27 protein-coding genes are annotated in these 21,256 nt (G+C 40.7%); 24 read left to right on the top strand and 3 right to left on the bottom strand.

The genetic code is table 11. From position 1 onward, the window contains the following. Positions 1–9: 9 nt before the first annotated feature. Positions 10–1,983, bottom strand: a complete 1,974-nt coding sequence (locus tag BJI48_RS04365; protein ID WP_095332302.1) for a flagellar hook-length control protein FliK — start codon at positions 1,981–1,983, stop codon at positions 10–12. Between the two features lie 147 nt (positions 1,984–2,130). On the opposite strand from BJI48_RS04365, the gene typA reads away from it, so the two are divergent. From typA to BJI48_RS04350, 3 genes are all read left to right on the top strand, one after another. Continuing rightward, positions 2,131–3,933, top strand: coding sequence for a translational GTPase TypA (typA, locus tag BJI48_RS04360; RefSeq protein WP_095332300.1), 1,803 nt, complete (start codon positions 2,131–2,133; stop codon positions 3,931–3,933). A gap of 153 nt (positions 3,934–4,086) precedes the next feature. Next, on the top strand, positions 4,087–4,719 hold the full coding sequence (locus BJI48_RS04355; RefSeq protein WP_095332298.1) for an NAD(P)H-dependent oxidoreductase: 633 nt from the start codon (positions 4,087–4,089) through the stop codon (positions 4,717–4,719). A gap of 35 nt (positions 4,720–4,754) precedes the next feature. Then, positions 4,755–7,121: a ribonucleoside-diphosphate reductase subunit alpha gene (locus BJI48_RS04350; RefSeq protein ID WP_095332296.1), complete on the top strand. Its 2,367-nt coding sequence runs from the start codon at positions 4,755–4,757 to the stop codon at positions 7,119–7,121. A 38-nt stretch (positions 7,122–7,159) separates the two neighbouring features. Here the strand turns inward: BJI48_RS04350 and BJI48_RS04345 are convergent, their stop codons facing one another. Continuing rightward, entirely contained in the window at positions 7,160–9,568 is a 2,409-nt protein-coding gene (locus BJI48_RS04345) for an autotransporter outer membrane beta-barrel domain-containing protein (RefSeq protein ID WP_180763044.1), read from the bottom strand. A gap of 313 nt (positions 9,569–9,881) precedes the next feature. Here BJI48_RS04345 and fumC point away from each other — a divergent pair, with 313 nt between their 5' ends. Continuing rightward, the gene (fumC, locus tag BJI48_RS04340; protein WP_095332292.1) at positions 9,882–11,273 is read left to right on the top strand and encodes a class II fumarate hydratase; all 1,392 of its coding nucleotides are present in this window, start codon (positions 9,882–9,884) and stop codon (positions 11,271–11,273) included. A 1-nt stretch (position 11,274) separates the two neighbouring features. Beyond that, positions 11,275–11,871 (top strand): ribonuclease HII, encoded by a 597-nt coding sequence (locus tag BJI48_RS04335; protein ID WP_095332290.1) that lies wholly within the window; start codon positions 11,275–11,277, stop codon positions 11,869–11,871. A 61-nt stretch (positions 11,872–11,932) separates the two neighbouring features. Here the strand turns inward: BJI48_RS04335 and BJI48_RS04330 are convergent, their stop codons facing one another. Next, positions 11,933–12,976 (bottom strand): ATP-binding protein, encoded by a 1,044-nt coding sequence (locus BJI48_RS04330; RefSeq protein ID WP_095332288.1) that lies wholly within the window; start codon positions 12,974–12,976, stop codon positions 11,933–11,935. Between the two features lie 184 nt (positions 12,977–13,160). Between BJI48_RS04330 and rpsJ the strand changes: the two genes are divergently transcribed. Genes rpsJ through rpsE form a run of 19 tightly spaced genes read left to right on the top strand, consistent with a single transcriptional unit; the run spans position 13,161 to position 21,255 of the window. Further along, a complete protein-coding gene (gene rpsJ, locus BJI48_RS04325; protein WP_095270368.1) occupies positions 13,161–13,475 on the top strand; it encodes a 30S ribosomal protein S10 in 315 nt (104 codons plus the stop codon). Between the two features lie 15 nt (positions 13,476–13,490). Beyond that, positions 13,491–14,069 (top strand): 50S ribosomal protein L3, encoded by a 579-nt coding sequence (gene rplC, locus BJI48_RS04320; RefSeq protein ID WP_095332286.1) that lies wholly within the window; start codon positions 13,491–13,493, stop codon positions 14,067–14,069. Positions 14,070–14,082: 13 nt separating this feature from the next. Next, the gene (gene rplD / locus BJI48_RS04315; RefSeq protein WP_095332284.1) at positions 14,083–14,697 is read left to right on the top strand and encodes a 50S ribosomal protein L4; all 615 of its coding nucleotides are present in this window, start codon (positions 14,083–14,085) and stop codon (positions 14,695–14,697) included. A gap of 15 nt (positions 14,698–14,712) precedes the next feature. Next, on the top strand, positions 14,713–14,994 hold the full coding sequence (locus BJI48_RS04310) for a 50S ribosomal protein L23 (RefSeq protein ID WP_095332282.1): 282 nt from the start codon (positions 14,713–14,715) through the stop codon (positions 14,992–14,994). A 10-nt stretch (positions 14,995–15,004) separates the two neighbouring features. Further along, a complete protein-coding gene (rplB, locus tag BJI48_RS04305) occupies positions 15,005–15,832 on the top strand; it encodes a 50S ribosomal protein L2 (RefSeq protein ID WP_095332280.1) in 828 nt (275 codons plus the stop codon). Positions 15,833–15,842: 10 nt separating this feature from the next. Continuing rightward, entirely contained in the window at positions 15,843–16,124 is a 282-nt protein-coding gene (gene rpsS / locus BJI48_RS04300) for a 30S ribosomal protein S19 (RefSeq protein ID WP_095332278.1), read from the top strand. 9 nt (positions 16,125–16,133) lie between these two features. Next, positions 16,134–16,550, top strand: coding sequence for a 50S ribosomal protein L22 (gene rplV, locus BJI48_RS04295; RefSeq protein ID WP_095332276.1), 417 nt, complete (start codon positions 16,134–16,136; stop codon positions 16,548–16,550). A gap of 2 nt (positions 16,551–16,552) precedes the next feature. Then, the gene (gene rpsC, locus BJI48_RS04290) at positions 16,553–17,260 is read left to right on the top strand and encodes a 30S ribosomal protein S3 (protein ID WP_095332274.1); all 708 of its coding nucleotides are present in this window, start codon (positions 16,553–16,555) and stop codon (positions 17,258–17,260) included. A gap of 2 nt (positions 17,261–17,262) precedes the next feature. Next, entirely contained in the window at positions 17,263–17,688 is a 426-nt protein-coding gene (gene rplP, locus BJI48_RS04285; RefSeq protein ID WP_095332272.1) for a 50S ribosomal protein L16, read from the top strand. Continuing rightward, a complete protein-coding gene (rpmC, locus tag BJI48_RS04280) occupies positions 17,675–17,863 on the top strand; it encodes a 50S ribosomal protein L29 (protein WP_095298049.1) in 189 nt (62 codons plus the stop codon). The genes rplP and rpmC overlap by 14 nt, the downstream gene beginning before the upstream one ends. Positions 17,864–17,883: 20 nt before the next feature. Further along, complete coding sequence (rpsQ, locus tag BJI48_RS04275; RefSeq protein WP_095332270.1) at positions 17,884–18,144, top strand: 30S ribosomal protein S17; 261 nt, start codon at positions 17,884–17,886, stop codon at positions 18,142–18,144. 1 nt (position 18,145) lies between these two features. Beyond that, the gene (gene rplN, locus BJI48_RS04270; protein WP_095332268.1) at positions 18,146–18,514 is read left to right on the top strand and encodes a 50S ribosomal protein L14; all 369 of its coding nucleotides are present in this window, start codon (positions 18,146–18,148) and stop codon (positions 18,512–18,514) included. Further along, complete coding sequence (gene rplX / locus BJI48_RS04265) at positions 18,514–18,747, top strand: 50S ribosomal protein L24 (RefSeq protein WP_095332266.1); 234 nt, start codon at positions 18,514–18,516, stop codon at positions 18,745–18,747. The genes rplN and rplX overlap by 1 nt, the downstream gene beginning before the upstream one ends. A 2-nt stretch (positions 18,748–18,749) precedes the next feature. Further along, the gene (rplE, locus tag BJI48_RS04260; RefSeq protein ID WP_095332264.1) at positions 18,750–19,295 is read left to right on the top strand and encodes a 50S ribosomal protein L5; all 546 of its coding nucleotides are present in this window, start codon (positions 18,750–18,752) and stop codon (positions 19,293–19,295) included. Between the two features lies 1 nt (position 19,296). Next, positions 19,297–19,482 (top strand): type Z 30S ribosomal protein S14, encoded by a 186-nt coding sequence (locus BJI48_RS04255; RefSeq protein ID WP_095298039.1) that lies wholly within the window; start codon positions 19,297–19,299, stop codon positions 19,480–19,482. 9 nt (positions 19,483–19,491) lie between these two features. Further along, positions 19,492–19,887: a 30S ribosomal protein S8 gene (rpsH, locus tag BJI48_RS04250; protein WP_095332262.1), complete on the top strand. Its 396-nt coding sequence runs from the start codon at positions 19,492–19,494 to the stop codon at positions 19,885–19,887. Positions 19,888–19,896: 9 nt separating this feature from the next. Beyond that, positions 19,897–20,433, top strand: a complete 537-nt coding sequence (gene rplF / locus BJI48_RS04245; protein ID WP_095332260.1) for a 50S ribosomal protein L6 — start codon at positions 19,897–19,899, stop codon at positions 20,431–20,433. 15 nt (positions 20,434–20,448) lie between these two features. Next, entirely contained in the window at positions 20,449–20,805 is a 357-nt protein-coding gene (gene rplR, locus BJI48_RS04240) for a 50S ribosomal protein L18 (RefSeq protein WP_095332258.1), read from the top strand. Between the two features lie 9 nt (positions 20,806–20,814). Beyond that, positions 20,815–21,255 (top strand): 30S ribosomal protein S5, encoded by a 441-nt coding sequence (rpsE, locus tag BJI48_RS04235; protein ID WP_095332256.1) that lies wholly within the window; start codon positions 20,815–20,817, stop codon positions 21,253–21,255. Position 21,256 lies beyond the last annotated feature (1 nt).

The raw sequence follows: 21,256 nt of genomic DNA, 5'->3' as shown, positions 1-21,256 counted from the left end.
TTTTGCCTCCTATGCGTATCTTGGTAATGTGATTTCCATCGTGTCGTATGGAATCTCAGAAACATTTTTGACTTCTTGATATTGTCGCAAGCTATTTTTGTTCCTTTTTTGGTTATCTTGGTTTTGCTGTCCTTTTTGCGAGCCTTCTTGTGAGGAAAAGCTCAAATCAACACCAGAAAATCCTATCATTGCGAGGTTTTGCCTGAGTTCGGCTTGATTTTGGACAAAAAGCGCCATCGCTTGATTGTTAGAAACGACACTCACGTGGATATTTTTGCCGGTTTGTTTGATTGTAAGTTCGAGTTTGCCGAGTTTTTCAGGGTGGAGTTCTAGGGAGATTTTACTCATTGGGGGTTTGAATTTTTTTATCTCATCTTGAAAATTTTGTGCAAAATTTTTGATGGTTTCTTTTGCACTCGCACTTTTGTAGAGCAAATCATTTTTCACAGCTCCCAATCCTAAGGTCGGAGCAGAATCTTTTTCTTTGGCAACATTTTGATGGGTTTTTTCTTTAGTTTTTTCTATTTCTTGATTATTTTGCTTTTTTTTTGTCTTTTCTTGCAGGGAAAACTGCATATTATTTTCTTGAATTTTTTCTTGATTTTGAAATTGGGTGTTGAGTTCTTGCTCTTGAGCTTTGAGGGTTTGGGCTGAATGCGTTGCATTCAGGCTTGAAGTGGCGGTGGTTTTTGGTGTTTTTACGGGTTGGGCAGATTTTTTAGTTTTTTTTTGTGCGATCTCTTTTGCGTTGGGGTGTTTATCCTCGATATTTAGGGCTGTTTTGGGTTTGACTTCTTTGATGAAAGTTTGTGAGATAGCCTCTTGGAGCGGTTCTTTTTGGATAGAAACTTTTTTTGTCAATGTTTGCTCTTTTTGGATTTCTTTTTCGATTTTTGCACCCACAATGCTTTTTGGCAAGTGTGTGCCACGCTCAATAACGGCGATTTTTTCGCTTTTGCCTTCGGTTTTGTAGGTTATTTTATGTTCTTGATTGAATTTTTTTCTGGCTTGGAGTTCTTTTGTATCGACTTCATCAAGCGTTTTGAGGATGAATGATAAGGGCTTATCCTCTTGAGATTTGGCTTTTGAGGCTTGCGTTTGGGGCTTGAGCTTTTGCTCAAGGATACTTTGTGTGGGGATATTTTTGGCTGTGGGGTGGTTGTCTAGCTGGGGAGTTTGTGGGTCGGTTTTGGCACTAAGATTTTTGGGTTGCAAATTTTTCTCTGTAGCAAGAGTTTTGATGTCAGAAAGCTTTTTTTCAGATGGCAAAATGGATGCTTTTTCGTTTGTTTTTACTGCATTTTTTGGCGAATTATCTTGCGGGGCAATCTTAGATAAAGGATTTTTTGTATCTTGTAATGCTTGTGTTTGGGACATTTGGGGTGCTTGTGAGGCAAGAGTGTCTTTTTGCGATGGCGTTGGGGTGGCTGTATGCGTGTTGGTTGTTTTGGCAGGCTTGGGGGCTTGGTGGTTTGATTCTTGCGGGGCAAGCAAACCAGTGGGCGTGCTTGATAGGTTCGCTTTGGATTCAGAAAGTTTGGAGATATTTTTATCAATATCTTTGGGAACAACGTGCGAAATGGGTGCTTCGGAGATATTTTTGTGATCTTTACGATCGGGGATATTGGTTTTTTGCGCTAAAGGGGTAAAAACATCTTTTTGTGTTTTTTCTGCACTTGCTTGGGTGGGCGTATTTGTCTTGGGTGCTTCGGCTGGGTTTGTAGTGGGTTTGATGGTTGGCTTGATAGCGGGCTTGATGGCTGTTTTTTCTACCGGCGTTTTTTCAGTCTCTTTGGAGGTGGTGGGTTCGGAGATATTTTTATGATTTTTGGTATCTATTTTTTGTGCAGAGAGATTTTTTTGTAAGATACTTTTAAAATCACTCTCTTTTCCTGTGTTGGTTTTGCCGATAGTTTTTTTCTTTTCGGCACTGCTTTTTGTTTCGTGGGAGGCATTGACGTTATTGAGGATATTTTCTAACATAGAGTTTCCTTATAAGCTAAGTGTTGCCAAACAGAAAGCAAAAATGATTCCAGAGTATCGATTGAGTGAATGTGTATTATTTGAATGAGGAAGTTTAAGGCGAAAGGTTTTATACTTGCAAAAAAATTCTGAACTAAAGAGAGGAAAATGCAAAATATTCGAAATATTGCCGTTATTGCACACGTTGATCACGGAAAAACAACTCTAGTAGATGGTCTATTGACACAATCGGGGACATTTGGCGAACGTGAAAAAGTCGATGAAAGGGTGATGGATAGCAACGACTTAGAAAGGGAGCGGGGGATTACTATCCTTTCTAAAAATACCGCTATCCATTATAAAGGAACAAAAATTAATATCATCGATACTCCCGGACACGCCGATTTTGGCGGGGAAGTGGAGCGTGTGCTCAAGATGGTTGATGGGGTGCTTTTGCTTGTAGATGCCCAAGAGGGCGTGATGCCACAAACAAAATTTGTCGTAAAAAAGGCATTGGGTTTTGGTATCCGCCCGATTGTAGTGGTAAATAAGATCGATAAGCCTGCTGCAGAGCCTGATAGGGTGGTTGATGAGGTGTTTGATTTGTTTGTGGCGATGGGGGCGAGCGATGAACAGCTTGATTTTCCTGTGATTTATGCAGCTGCTAGGGATGGTTATGCTATCAAAAATCTTAGTGATGAGAAAAAAAGCCTTGAGCCACTTTTTGAAGCGATTTTGGAATATGTGCCTTTGCCTGATGGGGATAGTGCTAATGCACTACAAATGCAGGTTTTTACGCTTGATTATGATAACTATGTCGGTAAAATAGGTATTGCAAGGGTGTTTAATGGGCGTATCAAAAAGGGCGAAAATGTAATGCTTGCCAAAGGCGATGGGAGCAAAGAAAACGGCAGGATTACCAAATTGATCGGGTTTTTGGGGCTGGCAAGAACCGAGATTGATGAGGCTGAAGCGGGTGATATTATCGCCATCGCAGGCTTTAATGCGGTAGATGTCGGCGATAGTGTTGTCGATCCGAACAACCCAATGCCCCTAGATCCAATGCACCTAGAAGAACCCACGATGAGTGTGTATTTTTCGGTCAATGATTCCCCCCTTGCTGGCTTAGAGGGCAAACACGTAACAGCTAATAAGCTCAAAGATAGATTGCTCAAAGAAATGGAAACCAACATTGCGATGCGTTGTGAAGAGATGGGCGAGGGGAAATTCCGTGTTTCTGGGCGGGGCGAGCTTCAGATTACGATTTTGGCTGAAAACCTTAGGCGTGAGGGGTTTGAGTTTAGCATTTCACGACCTGAAGTCATCATCAAAGAAGAAAATGGCAAAAAACTCGAGCCTTTTGAACATCTTGTTATTGATACGCCGCAGGATTTTAGCGGGACAATCATCGAACGGCTTGGGCGTAGAAAGGCTGAAATGAAGGCGATGAATCCAATGGGTGAGGGTTATACACGCCTAGAGTTTGAGATCCCTGCACGTGGGCTTATCGGCTATCGGAGTGAATTTCTCACAGATACCAAAGGTGAAGGCGTGATGAATCACTCTTTCTTGGAATTTCGCCCCCATAGTGGCAGTGTGGAATCCCGCAAAAACGGGGCGCTTATCAGTATGGAAAATGGTGAGGCGACAGCATTTTCGTTGTTTAATATTCAAGAGCGGGGCGTGCTTTTTGTCGGTCCTCAGACAAAGGTTTATATTGGTATGATTATTGGCGAACACAGCAGGGATAATGATCTTGATGTTAATCCCATCAAATCCAAACATCTCACCAATATGCGTGCGAGCGGGAGTGATGACGCTATCAAGCTCGTCCCGCCACGTGATTTGACCCTAGAGCGTGCGTTGGAGTGGATAGAAGATGATGAGATTCTTGAGGTAACGCCATTAAGTATCCGAATCCGCAAGAAATATCTCGATCCCAACGTTAGAAAACGAATGACAAAAAAATAGCAATTTTGCATTCGTTTGTTTTTAGAAAAATTGTGATGGGATTATATTATGATAGATTCATTTTATAAGGATATAATTCATATAATATTTTAAGATATTTTATCTAAAAATATAAATTTGAATTTTATATTACAATTCTAAAAAGGTTTAAAAATGAAAGCAAATGTTTTTATTGATGCGATGAATTTTAGACACGCTTGCAAGATTTTTGATAACAATAAAAAAATTTCCCCCGATGATTTTGAAGTTATATTGGAATCAGGCAGATTATCACCCAGTTCTTTTGGGCTTGAGCCAACAAGAATGGTGGTAGTGAGGGATAGGGCTTTGAGAGAAAAGATGAAGCCACTTTGTTGGAATCAAGACCAAATCACCACGGCGAGCGAATTGGTTGTGTTTAAATCAATGATTGCCGACCTAAAAGCGCCTACAAATTATGTTAGCAGGGTCGTTTCAAGACGGATGGCACAAAAAGAAAAATACGATGCCTACCAGCAAAGAATCAGGGGATTTTTGATTGCTAATGATCTTTTGGGCGAAGAAATTATCCATTGGACTTCCAGACAAGCTTATTTGATGGCAAGCTCGATGATGAATTGTGCCGCATTTATGGGCATTGATTCTTGCCCGATTGAGGGTTTTGAGAAAAAGCCATTAGAAGAACTTTTTGGGACAGATACATTCAAAGAACGCATTACCTTGATAGTGGCATTTGGCTATCGACTCAATCCCCAGCCGGATACAAAATATCGTCTCAGTCAAGATGAGCTTATTGAGTATAAATAAAAATTAAACATTGAATTGGTGATAAGGAGACATTTGTGATAACAGTTGTGAAACGCAATGGACGGGTGGAAACCTTGGATATTTCCAAGATTCAAAAATATACCTCAAGTGCTGTAAAAGATTTGGATGGCGTGAGTCAAAGTGAGCTTGAGGTGGATGCAAAAATCCATTTCAAAGACAAAATCACCACCGAAGAAATCCAGCAAACCCTCATCAAAACCGCTGTGGATAAAATCGATGTGGATACCCCGAATTGGACATTTGTTGCTGCTAGATTGTTTTTGTATGATCTTTACCATAAAGTCAGTGGTTTCACAGGTTATAAAACGCTTCAAGATTATTTTGAGCACGGCGAGGCTGAGGGCAAAATCCTCAAAGGTTTGAAAGAAAAATATGATTTAGAATTTTTAAACTCTCATATCCGAGAAGAAAGGGATTTGCAGTTTAATTATTTGGGTATCAAAACCCTTTATGATCGCTATTTGATCAAGGATTCTCAAAACAAACCTATCGAATTGCCCCAGCATATGTTTATGGCGATTGCGATGTTTTTGGCACAAAATGAAAAGAATCCCAACGAATGGGCGGTGAAATTTTATGACATCATCAGCAAGTTTGAAGTCATTGCTGCCACGCCTACTTTGGCGAATGCAAGGACAACGCGCCACCAATTGAGTTCTTGTTATATTGGTAGCACGCCGGATAATATTGAGGGGATTTTTGATGCCTATAAAGAAATGGCGCTTCTATCGAAATACGGCGGGGGTATTGGTTGGGATTTTAGCTGTGTGCGGGGCTTGGGGAGTTTCATTGATGGGCATAAAAATGCTGCGGGGGGTGTTGTGCCATTCCTCAAGATCGCCAATGACGTAGCCATCGCTGTTGATCAGCTCGGCACACGAAAAGGTGCGATAGCGACATATCTGGAAATCTGGCATACTGATATTAATGATTTTATTGATCTGCGTAAAAATAGTGGCGAGGAGAGGCGCAGGGCGCACGATCTTTTCCCAGCGGTGTGGATTTGTGATTTGTTTATGAAGCGTGTGGAAGAAAATGGTCTTTGGACATTGTTTGATCCTTATGAATGCAAGGAGCTTACCGAGCTTTATGGCGAGGCATTTGAGCAAAAATATCTTGAATATGAAAAAAATCCCAATGTTATCAAAGAGCATATTAGCGCCAAGGAGCTTTGGAAAAAGATTTTGACAAACTATTTTGAATCAGGTTTGCCATTTTTGTGTTTCAAAGATAATGCCAATCGTGCCAACCCCAATGCGCACGCAGGGATTATCAGGAGTTCGAATCTTTGCACAGAAATATTTCAAAATACCAGTCCGAGCCATTATATTGTCGAGGTGGAATTTTGCGATGGTAGCTTAGAGATTCTTGAAGAAAAGCAAGAAGTTATCACTGATGATGGTGTCAAAAAGAAAGCAAATAAACTCACCAGTATCGACTCACTTGGTGGGAAGAAAATCTTTATCACCACCCGCAAGCAGACTGGCGGGGATACGGCAGTATGCAACCTCGCGAGTGTGAATCTAAGTAAAATCCACACCAAAGAAGACATCGAGCGGGTCATCCCGATTGCGATTCGGATGCTTGATAATGTTATTGATCTCAATTTCTATCCTAATCGCAAGGTCAAAGCTACCAATCTTTTGAATCGTGCGATTGGGCTAGGTGTAATGGGCGAAGCCCAGATGCTCGCAGATGCCAAAATCCATTGGGGTTCTGAGGATCATCTCAAAAAGATTGATGAAGTGATGGAAATGGTTAGCTACTATGCGATTTTATCAAGTTCTGAACTTGCCAAGGAAAAGGGCAAATACCCCCAATATGAGGGTTCAAACTGGAGTCAGGGGATTTTCCCGATTGATAAAGCTAACAAAGAGGCGTTGAAGCTTGTTGATCGTGGCGGGCTTTTTGGCAGTAGTTGTGATTGGGAATCTCTGCGCGAGATTGTCAAAGCCCAAGGCATTCGCAATGGGTATTTGATGGCGATTGCGCCAACAAGCTCTATTTCTATCCTCGTAGGGACAACCCAGACTATCGAGCCTGTTTATAAAAAGAAATGGTATGAAGAAAATCTCAGTGGGCTTATCCCTGTTGTCGTGCCTAATCTGAATTTGGAAAATTGGAATTATTATACTTCTGCTTATGATATTGACCAAACAAGCCTTATCAAAGCAGCCGCCATCCGCCAAAAATGGATCGATCAAGGGCAGAGCACGAATATTTTTATGCGTCTTGAAAAAGTTAGCGGGAAGCTTTTGAATGATATTTATATGTTGGCGTGGAAGTTGGGATTAAAATCGACTTATTATCTTAGGAGCGAAAGTCCAAGCGTTGATGAAAACGTAATGGATCGATCGGTTGAGTGCTACAACTGCCAATAGTTTTTTGGCGTGCGTGCCAAAACATCAAAATGCCCCAATCAAAAAATAAATTTTAAAGACGCACTGCCTGTAGCGATAAATGTTTCTTGCATTGAGCCTTTGATGGAGGCATTGATATTGATGAGAAAGTTTCTATTGAGATGAAACTCCCCGCCTGTAAGCAATGAGAAAAAATTTTCTTTAGCGGGAGCGGGAATACTCAAGGTATTATTCAAAAATATAACTTGTGTGCTTTTGAGATTGCTATGAAGTGTATATTCAATGGAGGGCTGGATAAAGAAATAGCCACCATTGGCATATTTTCGGTATTCCATCCCGGCTATCGCACCGATATAAAAATCATTCTGAAACAAGTATTCACTCCCAAGTGGTCCATTTTCTTTGAGAGGGTTGTTTTGCTCATAAAGGGCATTAAACCCGATAAAAGGCTTGATAATATCTGTGCCAAAGATGATTTTTGGACCTGATTGGATCAGGTAATCAAACGCTTGCGTGCTGTATTTTAAATCGCTCGAATCGGTATGTAAAACCAATGAAATTGTTTTGGTCGCACGGCTATAGGTATTGCTATAGCTGAGTATCATATCGGTTTCGATGAATGCGGTATTGAAGCGAGCATATGCACCCATTTGAATCGTTCGTGTTTGTATTTCAAGAGAATCAAATGCCAAATCCCCAGCGACATAACCCCCATACAAACCTAAGAATAAATTTTTGCTCAAAACCCTATCATACCCGGCATTGAAACCATAATCATAACCTGCCCCAGCGGTGTTTTTTTGGTATGCTCCCAAAATGCTTGCATAGAGTGCATTGGGTTCTAGCGCTTGCCTTGAGGGAAAAGCGATGAGTTGGGGGATAAAATCGGTTCGATTCGATTGGGTGCTATAGGGGCTGATGGTGTTGGTAGCGTATCTTGGTGAGGACTGGGGGGATGGGATTAGCGATTGGACTTTCATCATCCGATTCATTACGGAAGTTTTGGCAGCTTGAAATCCTGTTTTTATGAGAGCATTTTTATGGGTAGCAAAATCTTGGATATTTTTTTCGATACTGCTCGCTACGCCTTTGATTTGAGAAATGCTGAAATTCCTAATATCAAAATCTCCCAAAGGTTTTTGCTTATCGATCGCATCAATAATGATACGTTCATTGTTGCCAAGTCGGGTGCTTTGGGAGATGATTTCAGAAACGCCCTTACCCCCAGTTTTGTCTTGGAAAGTTAGCTTGAGTTCATTGTTTGTTTTTTCTATGAAAGCTTGATAAAACAGATTGATACTCCCATCTTGTGCGAGTGCATTTTGTATGCCTAAAATCGAATTATCATAGGTGAGTGATGTAGTGGCTTTCAAAAATGTATAGGCAGTATCGGTTTTGGCACTGCCTTTGTAAAAAATCAAATTCGCACCTGTGATGTCGATGGTGTTGGCTTGGATACTCCCATAGCCTTTTGCGCCGCCACTGAAAGTAATATGCGTATTTGCTCCGCTAGTAAAACTCCCGCCTACTTCAATACTCCCCCCATTGCCTACAAAAATATCGCTATAAATCGCATTTGTGAAGTTCTCCCCGATACAGATAGTGCCTCCATTGCTCACAGCTATTTGTGAATATATGGCTTCAGAAGCGTCATTGAGTAGTGCGCCCGCACCTTTGGAAGTAAGATTTTTTTCGATGGTGATGGTGGCATTGTCTGCAAGGATATAGCCCACACCTGAATAATAATGATGTTTGGCACTCGAGCTAGGGTCTGCGGTGTATTCAATGTCTCCGCCATTATAGACATCCCCGCCATTGATCGTGAGTGTTGCTTTCAAGGAAGCTTTGAGGATTGAGATCGCATTGGGATTTTTATCGCTAACGATTTGCCCATCAAATATTTTGAAAATATAGCCAAAGTTTCTGAATTTATCACTGGCGTTGATGGTGGTCGTGCCTGCATTCATCGTTTCAAAAACCCCATAAGAACCACTCCCAATATCAGCCCGTCCGTTATGAAACGTTTTGGTGGTTATATTAAGTATTCCCCCGTCGTTGATAATACCTTTTGAGCCAGATTTGAAGTTGTTATTGATAGAATCGCTAAAACTTAGTGCCATCTTGCCGTGATTGAGCAATGTTCCAGAATAGATGGTAAATTCTTTTCCGCTAGCCTCAAGTTCGGCATTTTTTTGTATTTGGTAGGAGGCATTTCTATCCATTATAAAATTTGTGTTTGTTAATTGCAATATCAGTTTGGAATTTTGTTTGATGGTGATGTTGGCATTATTGTAAAAAGCCTCAAGTGTTGTTTTGGGTTTGATCGTCAGCACAGAATCCCCCGAGCCACTGGTTGCATACGTAAAATTTCCAGAATTATAAAGATAGTTTTTTCCATTTGTGCCAGTTTTGCCAACGACTTCAATCGTTTTGGTTTCACCTGATTTGAGCGTTTCGCTAGAAGGCATATAACCTTCCCATTCTTGGGAAAAAAGAGGCAAAACAAGATAAAAGTTAAATATTAGTTTTTTCATAGCCCGCATTCAATTTATATTTTTTGTATAACGAAATAGCCTGATTTGCGCGATTTTGCACGATAGCATTTTATTTGATAGGGTGATTATTTTTTTGATACAGGTCAATTAAAATCGTTGTTGCATATGATTTGGCTAGCTATGAAATCCGACTGAGCGTTGAAATGAATCCGTGTTTTTGGGCTGTTAGCCATTTGGAATTTATGGTAAAATCTAAAGACTACTTACATTAATAAAAGGATTCAAAATGAACTATCGCATCGAGCACGACACAATGGGTGAGATCAATGTCGAGGATTCCAGATATTGGGGTGCGCAGACCCAAAGGAGTTTGGAAAACTTTAAAATCGGGATTGAAAAAATGCCTACCGAGCTGATTTACGCATTTGCAAAACTCAAGCGATCATTGGGCGTTGTTAATGCTAGCTTAGGCAAGCTTGATGAGGCAAAAAGCCAGGCGATTATTCAGGCTTGCGATGAGATATTGGAGGGGAAATTTGATGATATGTTCCCGCTAGCTATCTGGCAAACTGGCAGTGGCACGCAGACCAATATGAACCTCAATGAAGTCATTGCCAATCGGGCGACTGAGATTTTGGGAGGGGATTTTAGAAAAGAAAAGCTTGTCCATCCCAATGATCACGTGAATATGTCCCAAAGCTCCAATGACACATTCCCTACGGCAATGCATATTGTGGGTGTGCTTGAAATCACGCACAAATTATTGCCTGCCCTCGATAGGCTCACAGCGACACTGAAGCAAAAATCTCAAGCGTTCAAGGATATTATCAAAATCGGCAGAACCCATCTCCAAGATGCCACACCCCTGACACTCGGGCAGGAATTTAGCGGGTATGTGAGTATGCTCGAGCACTCAAAGGCACAGATTACAGATTCTTTGAAGCAACTTAGCGAGCTAGCTATCGGCGGGACAGCTGTTGGCACAGGCATCAACGCCCATCCCAAGCTTAGCGAAAAAGTAGCCCAAGAGCTTTCTAGGCTTACCGGAGAAACGTTTGTTTCTTCGCCTAATAAATTTCACGCCCTCACCAGCCACGATGCATTGGTATTTGCACACGGCGCATTCAAAGCCCTAGCGGCAAATCTGATGAAGATTGCCAATGATATCCGCTGGCTTGCCTCTGGTCCAAGATGTGGGCTTGGCGAGCTTAGTATCCCAGAAAATGAACCCGGAAGCTCGATAATGCCCGGGAAAGTCAATCCCACGCAATGTGAGGCTGTTACGATGGTGGCTGTGCAGGTGATGGGAAATGACGCAGCCATTGGTTTTGGGGCTTCTCAAGGGAATTTTGAACTCAATGTTTTTAAGCCCGTGTTGATTTATAATTTTTTGCAAAGCCTGCGTTTATTGGCTGATTGTATGGATTCTTTTGATGTCCATTGTGCTAAAGGGATCGAGCCAAATCTCGAAAAAATTGACTACAATCTGCACCATTCATTGATGTTAGTTACTGCGCTCAATCCGCATATCGGCTATGAAAATGCTGCCAAATTAGCTAAAAATGCGCACAAAAAAGGCATTAGTTTGAAAGAATCTTGCGTGGCATTAGGCTTACTTAGCGAGCAGGATTTTGATAGATTTGTCGTGCCTGCAAATATGATAACACCCAAGGAATAGGGTGATTTGCGGTATAGATGAGGCTGGTAGGGGGAGTTTGTGCGGGAGTATGTTTATCGCAGGGGTGGCTTGCGATGAGGATAGGGCAAGATGGCTACGTGCGATGGGTGTCAAAGATAGCAAAAAGCTTTCTAAACCCAAGCGATTCGAGCTTGCTAGTATGTTGGGAGGGTGTGAGGATGTGCATATCCACGTTGTTGAAAAGACTTGCGAGCAGATCGATTCGTGTGGCTTAAGTGCTTGCCTCAAAGAAGCTATGAGGGAGATTATAGAGCATTTGCTCGCTTTTAGCCGGGATTTTTATATGGATGGCAATACGCTTTTTGGGTTGCGTAGCGATTCTGCTTATCGTTTGGAGTGTTTGGTAAAAGGTGATGATAAAGTCCCGCAAATTTCAGCTGCGTCGATCATTGCAAAAACTTCCAAAGACACCCAAATGCTTGAACTCCACAGCCTTTACCCGCAATATGGCTTTGAAAATAACGCTGGTTATGGGACAAAGAGCCATTTAGAAGCTATCAATTTGTATGGTTATACGCCCTTTCATCGCAAAAGTTTTCTGATTCACCAAAGGGCAAAAGCCTCGCTTTTTGGGTGATGTATGTTTTTTCTTTTTTTGGTAGGGGCAAATATTTTTTGTATAAATGCCGTGTTTTGCTCTAAGCTTCATTGAGTGCAAAGCTAATAAAACTTTGGGCTTTCCATCTCCCATAGGGCGTTTTGCCTTCGGATTCGTAGTTGATGGTGATGATGGTAATAAAAGAAAATCTTTTCTGGATATGGGTAATTTTTTGCTCGATGATTTCTTGTGTCGGGAAAGGCAATGCGATGTAAGCACGGCTATCTTGGGTCAAAAAATCACAACCTTTATCATAAAAAAGCACATCTTCTCTGCTTAATAATTCCAAAAAAATCATATTTTCAAAAATGGCTTGAAATGACTTGAGCGACATAAACGCATAGGGCAGGGAAAAGTCGTAAAGATAGAGTTTTTTGGTTTTGTCTTCTTGGTGCGGTAGAAAATAGATCGCATTGCTTGCTTGGAATGAAGCGATACATTCATAGATTTTGTCTTTGGAAATTTTGGCGTGTTTTTTGATTTGGGTGTAGATTTGGTTGGTGGTGATTTTGTGGGCTTGATGCGGGATGAGATGGGCGAAGATATGGGCATTACTACCAAAACCCAACGTGATGATTTCTTGTTTGCGGGGTATTTTTTGGTATTCGCCCAGCTGTTGGATTTCAGGGAGATTGCCATCTTTGAGAAAATGATTGAATAGGGTGTTTATAGAAAGATTTTTTTTGTCAAAACTGATGTATTCTTCAAAGTTGAGTGGTCCGATGGGTTTGGATATGAAGCCTTGCAGGGTGTTGGTGGGTTTGGATTGTGTGATGAGGATGATATTTTCGAGATTGGGTAAGGAAAAATTTTCGTTGAAATTATCCACGATGAGTGCGTCGATCTTTTTTTCCAAATAGAGCTTGAGTAATAGGGGCTTGATGGTTTCTATATCGATTCTTGGGTCGTTGCAGTCGATGTAGGCTGGTTTTTTGAAATGTTTGGCAAAATCGAGTGCGAGCGATGTTTTGCCGGTTTTGGGGGGACCAAAAAGATGGATTTTGTTTGATTTTAGCCCAAATCGGCGTGGCAGGATGGTGAAATTTTGGGTTTTGTCGATGAAATTTTGCTCAAGGTCTGCCATAGGATTTGCCTTTTTGTTTGTAGTGTAGCATATTTCCTTATAAAAAGGAAATGATTTTGGATAGAAAATACGAAAAACAGGATAAATGCTTGACTATCGGGTTGTATTTTTCATACAATACGCTTTCCAAATTTTGGTAGTTACATCTTATTTTGATGAGTTCTTTGCAAAGGAAGTAAATATAATGGAAAAAATCAGACTTAAGCTTAAAGCCTACGATCACAGAGTTTTAGACAGATCGGTTGCATCAATCGTGGAGGCGGTAAAACGAACCGGTTCAGATATTAAGGGGCCTATCCCATTGCCGACAAAAAACCGAAGATACACCGTTTTGCGTTCTCCCCATATCAACAAGGATTCTCGTGAGCAGTTTGAAATCAGGGTGCATAGCAGGATCATTGATATTATGTCTGCGACACCTGAAACCGTCGATAGTCTTATGAAGCTTGATTTAGCCCCTGAGGTCGATGTGGAAGTAACCTCAATGGAAAACAAATAAGGCAAAGGATAGAAAATGGAATTTTTAGTAGAAAAAATTGGTATGAGTAGGACCATAGGGACTTCAAGCACGCCTGTAACGTTGCTTAGAGTGCTGAATGCCAAAGTTTGCCAAGTTTATGAGAATGGCAAGGCATTAGTGGCTTATGCTAATGGGAAGCAATGGAATAAATCCATTGAGGGCCAACAAAAAAAATACCAATTGAGTAAAGAATTTAATCATTTTGCTACGTTGTTGGTTGCTAACAAGGAAGCTGGGGATTTGGATGCCACAGCGCTTGAAAATGCCAAGAAGCTAAAAGTAACCTTTTATACAAAAGGTAGAGGATTTTCTGGTGCGATGAAACGCTGGAATTTCCAAGGTGGGCCCGCTGCGCACGGGAGTAGATTTCACAGAAGGCTTGGTTCGATTGGGAATAGAGAATGGCCAGGACGAGTCCAGCCGGGCAAAAAGATGGCAGGTCATTATGGGAATGAAAAAGTTACCGGGCAAAATGAAGTCGTTTCTTTTGACAAAGAAAGCGGGATTTTGGCTGTGAAAGGCTCTGTGGCTGGATTTTCTGGTGCTTATGGCAAAATAATGATTACGAAATAATAAGGGTAAAATAATGAGTAAGGCAGTAGTATTGGATAATCAACTCAAAAAGACAAGCGAAATTGACTTGCCTCAAAGATATAATGAGATCAACGAACATAATTTGTATCTTTATGTCAAGTCTTATTCTGCGTCTCTTCGTGCCAATAGCGCAAATGCAAAAAATCGTGGCGAAGTCAGTGGTGGGGGCAAAAAGCCTTGGAGTCAAAAAGGCGGCGGGAGAGCGAGAGCTGGGAGTATTACTTCTCCTATATTTGTAGGCGGGGGTGTTTCTCACGGGCCAAGCAATCAGCGAAATTATAATCTCAAAATCAACAAAAAACAAAAAAAACTTGCTCTTGAATATGCACTCAAGCAAAAAGCAGAAAATGCAAAACTTTATTTAATTGATAGCATTGCAGTTGCCACAGGCAAAACTAAAGATGCCAATAATATGTTCAAATCTTTGAATGAGCGCAGTGTTTTATTTGTTTGCCAAATGAGTGATGAACCCACATTTTTGGCTTTTAGAAATCTAAAAAGTTGTTATTTGGTGGATGCAAATGAACTAAATGCATACTTGGTGGCTGCTTTTAATTCCGTAGTGATGGAAAAAGCAGTTTTTGATGAGATTATTCAATCCAAATAATGAGGGAAGGTCAATATGGCAGATATAACAGATATTAAATCAATGCTTTATACGGAGAAATCTCTCTCAATGCAAGAGAGCGGGATTATGGTCGTGCAAACTTCAAGCAAGGTAACCAAAAATCAGCTCAAGCAAGTTTTCAAAGATTATTTTGGTTTTACGCCTTTGCGTATCAATTCTTTGAGACAAGAGGGAAAGGTCAAGCGTTTCAAAGGCAAGCTTGGGCAGAGAAATTCGTTTAAAAAATTTTATGTGAAAGTTCCAGAAGATGCGAAGATACCTTCGCTCTCTGTATAAGGAGTGAAAAATGGCAATCAAGACCTATAAACCCTACACCCCTAGTCGGAGGTTTATGTCTGGACTGAGTTCTAAGGACATTACTTCCAAGCCAAGCGTGAGAAAATTGCTTGTGAAATTGCCCGTAACTGCGGGAAGAAATAACAATGGCAGGATCACGAGTCGGCACAAAGAGGGTGGGGCAAAAAAACTCTATCGTGTAATTGATTTTAAGCGAAACAAATTCAATATTATCGGCAAGGTTGAAGCGATTGAATACGATCCCTATAGAAATTGTAGGATTGCTTTGGTGAATTATCCTGATGGGGATAAAAGATATATTTTACAACCCAGTGGGCTCAGTGTGGGCGATCCTGTGGTTGCCGCAGAGGCTGGACTTGATATCAAGACCGGTTTTGCAATGAAGCTAAAAAATATTCCCGTAGGGACTATCGTGCATAATATCGAAATGCATCCGGGTGCGGGTGGTCAGCTAGCCAGAAGTGCGGGTGCTAGCGCTCAGATTATGGGTAGAGAAGGGAAATATACGATTTTAAGAATGCCAAGCGGGGAAATGCGATATATCCTTGATGAGTGTATGGCGACGATTGGTGTTGTCGGAAATGAAGATTTTATCAACATTTCTATTGGCAAGGCAGGAAGAAATAGACATCGGGGTATCAGACCGCAAACCAGAGGTAGTGCGATGAACCCTGTAGATCACCCGCACGGCGGTGGTGAAGGAAAAACAGGTTCAAGTGGTCATCCAGTTTCTCCTTGGGGCATTCCAGCTAAAGGCTATAAAACAAGACGCAAAAAAGCTAGCGATAGATTGATTATTTCTAGAAAGAAAAAATAAGGATATAAAAATGGCACGATCAATTAAAAAAGGTCCTTTTATTGATGATTGTTTGATGAAAAAAACATTGAAAGCCAAAGAAGGAAAAGATAATAAGCCTATCAAAACTTGGTCAAGAAGAAGCACCATATTGCCTGAAATGATAGGTTTTACTTATAACGTTCATAATGGCAGGGTGTTTATTCCGGTTTATGTTACAGAAAATCACGTTGGATACAAATTAGGCGAGTTTGCACCCACACGGACTTTCAAGGGACATAAGGGCAGTGTCCAAAAAAAGATTGGCAAGTAAGGAGAGTTGATGAGTAAAGCATTATTAAGATATATTAGGCTTTCCCCAACGAAAGCTAGATTGATCGCTAGAGAGATTCAAGGGATGAATGCGGAGTTAGCGATTGCTAGTTTGGAATTTACCCCTAATAAAGCCGCTCGAGTCATTTCGAAAGTCGTTGCTTCTGCAGTGGCTAATGGAGGATTTGACGCCCAGAGTGCTTATATCACTTCTTGTCGTGTTGATGCGGGTCCGGTTTTGAGGAGGTTTATGCCTCGTGCCAAGGGTAGGGCGACACCGATTCGCAAACCGACTTCTCATATTTTAGTCGAGGTGGGCGATAAACCAGTTCAAAAAAATCGCACAAAAAGCACTGCCAGCAAAGAGGACGCTCTTGTAAAAAAATCAACAAAAACAAGTAAAAAAACTAAAGGTGAGGATAAGTAATTATGGGACAAAAAGTCAATCCAATAGGTTTAAGATTAGGGATTAACAGAAACTGGATTTCAAGATGGTTTCCAAATACTCAAACCACGCCTTTGAATATTGCTGAAGATTATAAGATAAGAAAATTCTTGAAAAAAGAGCTTTATTATGCTGGGGTGAGTGAGATCATTATTGAAAGAGCGGCAAAAAAACTTCGTGTAACGGTTGTGGCTGCAAGACCTGGTTTGATTATTGGAAAAAAAGGCGCAGATATTGAAAAGGTTAAACAATCTTTGAAAATGCTCGTTCAAAAAGATATTTCTATTAATATCAAAGAAGTCAAACGCCCCCAATCCAATGCGCAATTGGCAGCTGAAAATGTTGCGACACAGCTTGAAAAGCGGGTAGCCTTTAGAAGGGCGATGAAAAAAGTAATGCAAACTGCGATCAAATCGGGTGCAAGGGGAATAAAAATCAAAGTATCCGGTAGGCTTGCTGGAGCGGAGATGGCAAGAACTGAGTGGTATATGGAAGGTAGAGTGCCTCTCCATACACTCCGAGCCAAGATTGATTACGGGTTTGCTGAGGCAATGACGACGTATGGCATTATTGGTGTGAAAGTCTGGATTTTCAAGGGTGAGGTTTTGCAAAAAGGAATCCAGCCTGAAAGAAAAGAAGATGAAAGAGATAGCAGGGATGCTAGGACAAAAACCAGAAGAGGGAGACAATAACGATGTTGATGCCGAAAAAAACAAAATATAGAAAGCAGATGAAAGGCAGAAATAGAGGCAAATCTTTCAGAGGTTCTTCTTTGGCTTTTGGGGATATTGCTATCAAGGCACTCGAACACGGACGCATTGATTCTCGCCAGATTGAGTCCGCACGTATTGCGATGACAAGACATATCAAGAGAGCTGGAAAGGTTTGGATTCGTGTATTTCCTGACAAGCCTTTGACTGCCAAGCCCCTGGAAACAAGAATGGGAAAAGGTAAAGGGTCTGTAGAAAAATGGGTAATGAATATCAAGCCCGGGAGAATCATTTATGAAATGACAGGCATTGATGAAGCTACTGCTAGAGAAGCTTTGGCTTTGGCACAAAGCAAATTGCCATTCAAGACAAAAATCATAACTAGCGAGAGTGAAAATGAAATTTATTGAATTAAAAGACAAAGAAATAGAAGAACTAAAAAAAATGTTGGTTGAAAAAAAGTCCGAGCTTTTTGAATTGAAATTGAAGCTTAAAACAATGCAATTGAATAACCCGGGTCAAATTGCAGCAGTCAGAAAAGATATTGCCAGAATCAATACAGCAATATCTGCCAAAAAAGATTGAATATGGGTGAAGGATTGAATATGAGTGAGAAACAACCACATAAAAGAATAATTCAAGGTAAAGTTGTCAGTAAAGCTGGCGATCAGAGTGCTGTTATTTTGGTTGAAAGAAAAGTTGTCCATCCCAAATACAGAAAAATCGTTAAAAGGTTCAAAAAATACACCATTCACGATCAGGATAATGCGGTTAAGGTCGGCGATGTTGTGACTGCAATTGAATGCAAGCCTATTTCTAAGACCAAAGCTTTCAATCTAAAAGAAATTGTTTTGGTAGGGGTATGAGATGATACAAAGTTTTACAAGATTAGCCGTAGCTGATAATAGCGGCGCAAAAGAGATTATGTGTATTAAGGTATTGGGTGGTAGTCATCGCAGATATGCCAAAGTTGGCGATGTGATCGTGGCATCTGTGAAAAAAGCCATCCCTAATGGAAAGGTCAAAAAAGGGCAAGTCATCAAGGCTGTTATTGTCAGGACAAAAAAAGAGATTCAAAGGGATAATGGCTCGCTGGTTCGTTTTGATGACAATGCTGCTGTTATTTTGGATGCCAAAAAAGAACCCATTGGCACAAGGATATTTGGTCCTGTCAGTAGAGAAGTGCGATATGCGAATTTTATGAAAATAGTATCGTTAGCTCCGGAGGTATTATAGTGACAAAGTTTAAGATAAAAAAAGGCGATATGGTAAAAGTGATTGCTGGTGATGATAAGGGCAAGATGGGAAAAGTTCTTGCTGTGTTGCCAAAAACCGCACAAGTAATCGTAGAGGGTTGTAAGATTGCAAAAAAAGCCATCAAGCCAACAGATGATAATCCTAAAGGCGGATTTACAAGCAAGGAAATGCCGATGAGTATTTCGAATGTCAAGAAAGCTGAGGAGAAATAATTATGTTTGGTTTGAAAAAAATCTATCAGGAAGAAGTGAAGCCAAAAATGGCTACTGAGCTGGGTATTAAAAACCCTATGCTTTTGCCAAAGCTTGAGAAAATCATTATCAGTGTGGGTGCGGGCGATCACGCCAAAGATGCCAAGATTATGCAAAATATTGCCGATACCATTTCACTCATCGCAGGACAAAAGGCTGTCATCACGCTGGCAAAAAAATCAGTCGCTGGTTTCAAAATGCGAGAAGGGATGCCAATGGGCGTGAAGGTTACTCTTCGAGGCAATCAAATGTATAACTTTTTGGAAAAACTCATCGTTATATCTTTGCCTAGAGTCAAGGATTTTAGAGGGGTATCCCGAAATGGGTTTGATGGTAGGGGGAATTATAGCTTTGGGCTTAATGAGCAGTTGATGTTCCCAGAAGTGGTTTATGATGATATTATGGTAACTCACGGGATGAATATCACCATAGTTACTTCCACAGATAACGATAAAGAGGCATTCAAGTTACTCGAACTTCTTGGTATGCCATTTGCAAAAGGAAAATAAAATGGCAAAAAAATCAATGATTGCTAAAACAAAAAGAAAAGCAAAATTTAGTGCAAGAAAATACAGCAGGTGTCAAGTATGTGGGAGACCCCATTCTGTTTATAGGGATTTTGGACTTTGCAGGGTATGTTTGAGAAAAATGGGTAATGAAGGGTTGATTCCCGGACTTCGCAAAGCTAGTTGGTAAGGAATAAAAATGGTAAATGATATAATCGCAGATTCATTAACTCGACTTAGAAACGCATCAATGAGGAGATTGGAGGTTACCAATCTTTATTATGCTAAGATTGTTGTTTCTATTCTTGAAGTTTTCAAAACAAAAGGTTTTGTAAAAGATTATAATGTTAATGACAAAGATGGCAAGCAATCTATCTCTGTTCAGCTCGCATATGATGAAAGGGGCTACCCGCTTATCAATGAAATCAAGAGGATTAGTAAGCCCGGCAGAAGGGTTTATAAGGGACGAAGTGAATTGAAAAAATTCAAAAATGGTTATGGCACGATTGTAGTTAGCACCAGCAAAGGTGTGATTGCCAATGAAGATGCCTACAGGCAGAATGTCGGCGGTGAAGCGCTTTGTAGTATATGGTAGGAGAAAGATATGTCAAGAGTTGGAAAAAGACCTATTAGCATTCCAAATACGATTCAAGCAATCGTTGAAGGGAGCAAAATTGTGTTTAAAGGTGGCAAAATTACCAAAGAACTTGAAACCTATGGCAGGGTTCAGATTGCTTTGAATGAAAATGAGCTAAGTTTCACTTCTGTGGATAATGAGCCACAATCCAGAGCTTATTGGGGGACTTATAGAGCTTTGGCAAATAATATTGTTGTGGGAATGACTTCAGGATTTAGTAAAGTTCTTGAAATCAATGGCGTTGGTTACAAGGCAGCGGTTGTGGGAAAAACCCTTGAGCTTGCTTTGGGATTTAGCCATCCTGTTAAATACCCCATTCCTGAGGGCGTTGAGATGAGCGTTGATAAAAATACCATCACCATCAAGGGAAGTGATAAGCAACAGATCGGACAAATCGCAGCTGAGATTAGGGAATTTAGACCTCCAGAGCCCTATAAAGGCAAGGGAATCAAATATAGCGATGAGACAATCATACGCAAAGCCGGTAAAACTGCTAAGAAATAATTCAGGGGTATCACGATGACAACAAAGACATTAGAAAGAAAAAAGAAACTCAGAGAAAAAAGAAAATTGCGGGTCAGGGGTAAATTATTTGGAACAAATTTGAAGCCTAGAATCAGTATTTTTAGATCTAATAAATATTTGTATGCCCAAGCGATTGATGATGTAGGGCATAGGACACTTGTATGTGTAGATGGAAAAAAAATGGGCTTAGGCAACAATAAAGAAGATGCCAAAAACATCGCACAAGCATTTGCGCAAAGCTTGAAACAAGCAGGGATTACTGAAGCGATTTATGACAGAAATGGTTATTTGTATCACGGTGTCATTGCGACTTTTGCAGAGTCTCTACGAGAAAATGGCATAGCTCTTTAAAGGAAAAGTATGGAAATCAACAGAGAAGAATTTAGTGAAGTTGTTGTGAATATTGGAAGGGTCACCAAGGTTGTTAAAGGCGGGAGAAGATTCCGATTCAATGCCCTTGTGGTTATCGGAAATAAAAATGGTCTTGTCGGATTTGGTTTGGGTAAGGCAAAAGAAGTTCCTGATGCTATCAAAAAGGCGGTTGATGATGCGTTTAAGAATATCATTCAGGTCAATATCAAGGGCACGACGATTCCTCACGATATTGAGCATAAATACAACGCAAGCAAAATCCTTTTGAAACCTGCAAGCGAGGGAACTGGGGTTATTGCAGGCGGTTCTGCAAGACCTGTGATTGAATTGGCTGGAATTAAGGATATTTTGACAAAATCTTTGGGTTCAAATAATCCTTATAATGTTGTGCGGGCAACCGTTGATGCGCTTGCCAGAATCAAGGCATAAG

Origin of the sequence: Helicobacter sp. 11S02596-1 (genome assembly GCF_002272825.1) — a bacterium.
Classification (GTDB): Bacteria; Campylobacterota; Campylobacteria; order Campylobacterales; family Helicobacteraceae; genus Helicobacter_J.
Note: the sequence above shows the minus strand (reverse complement) of the source record. Positions and strands in the feature narration are given on the sequence as shown.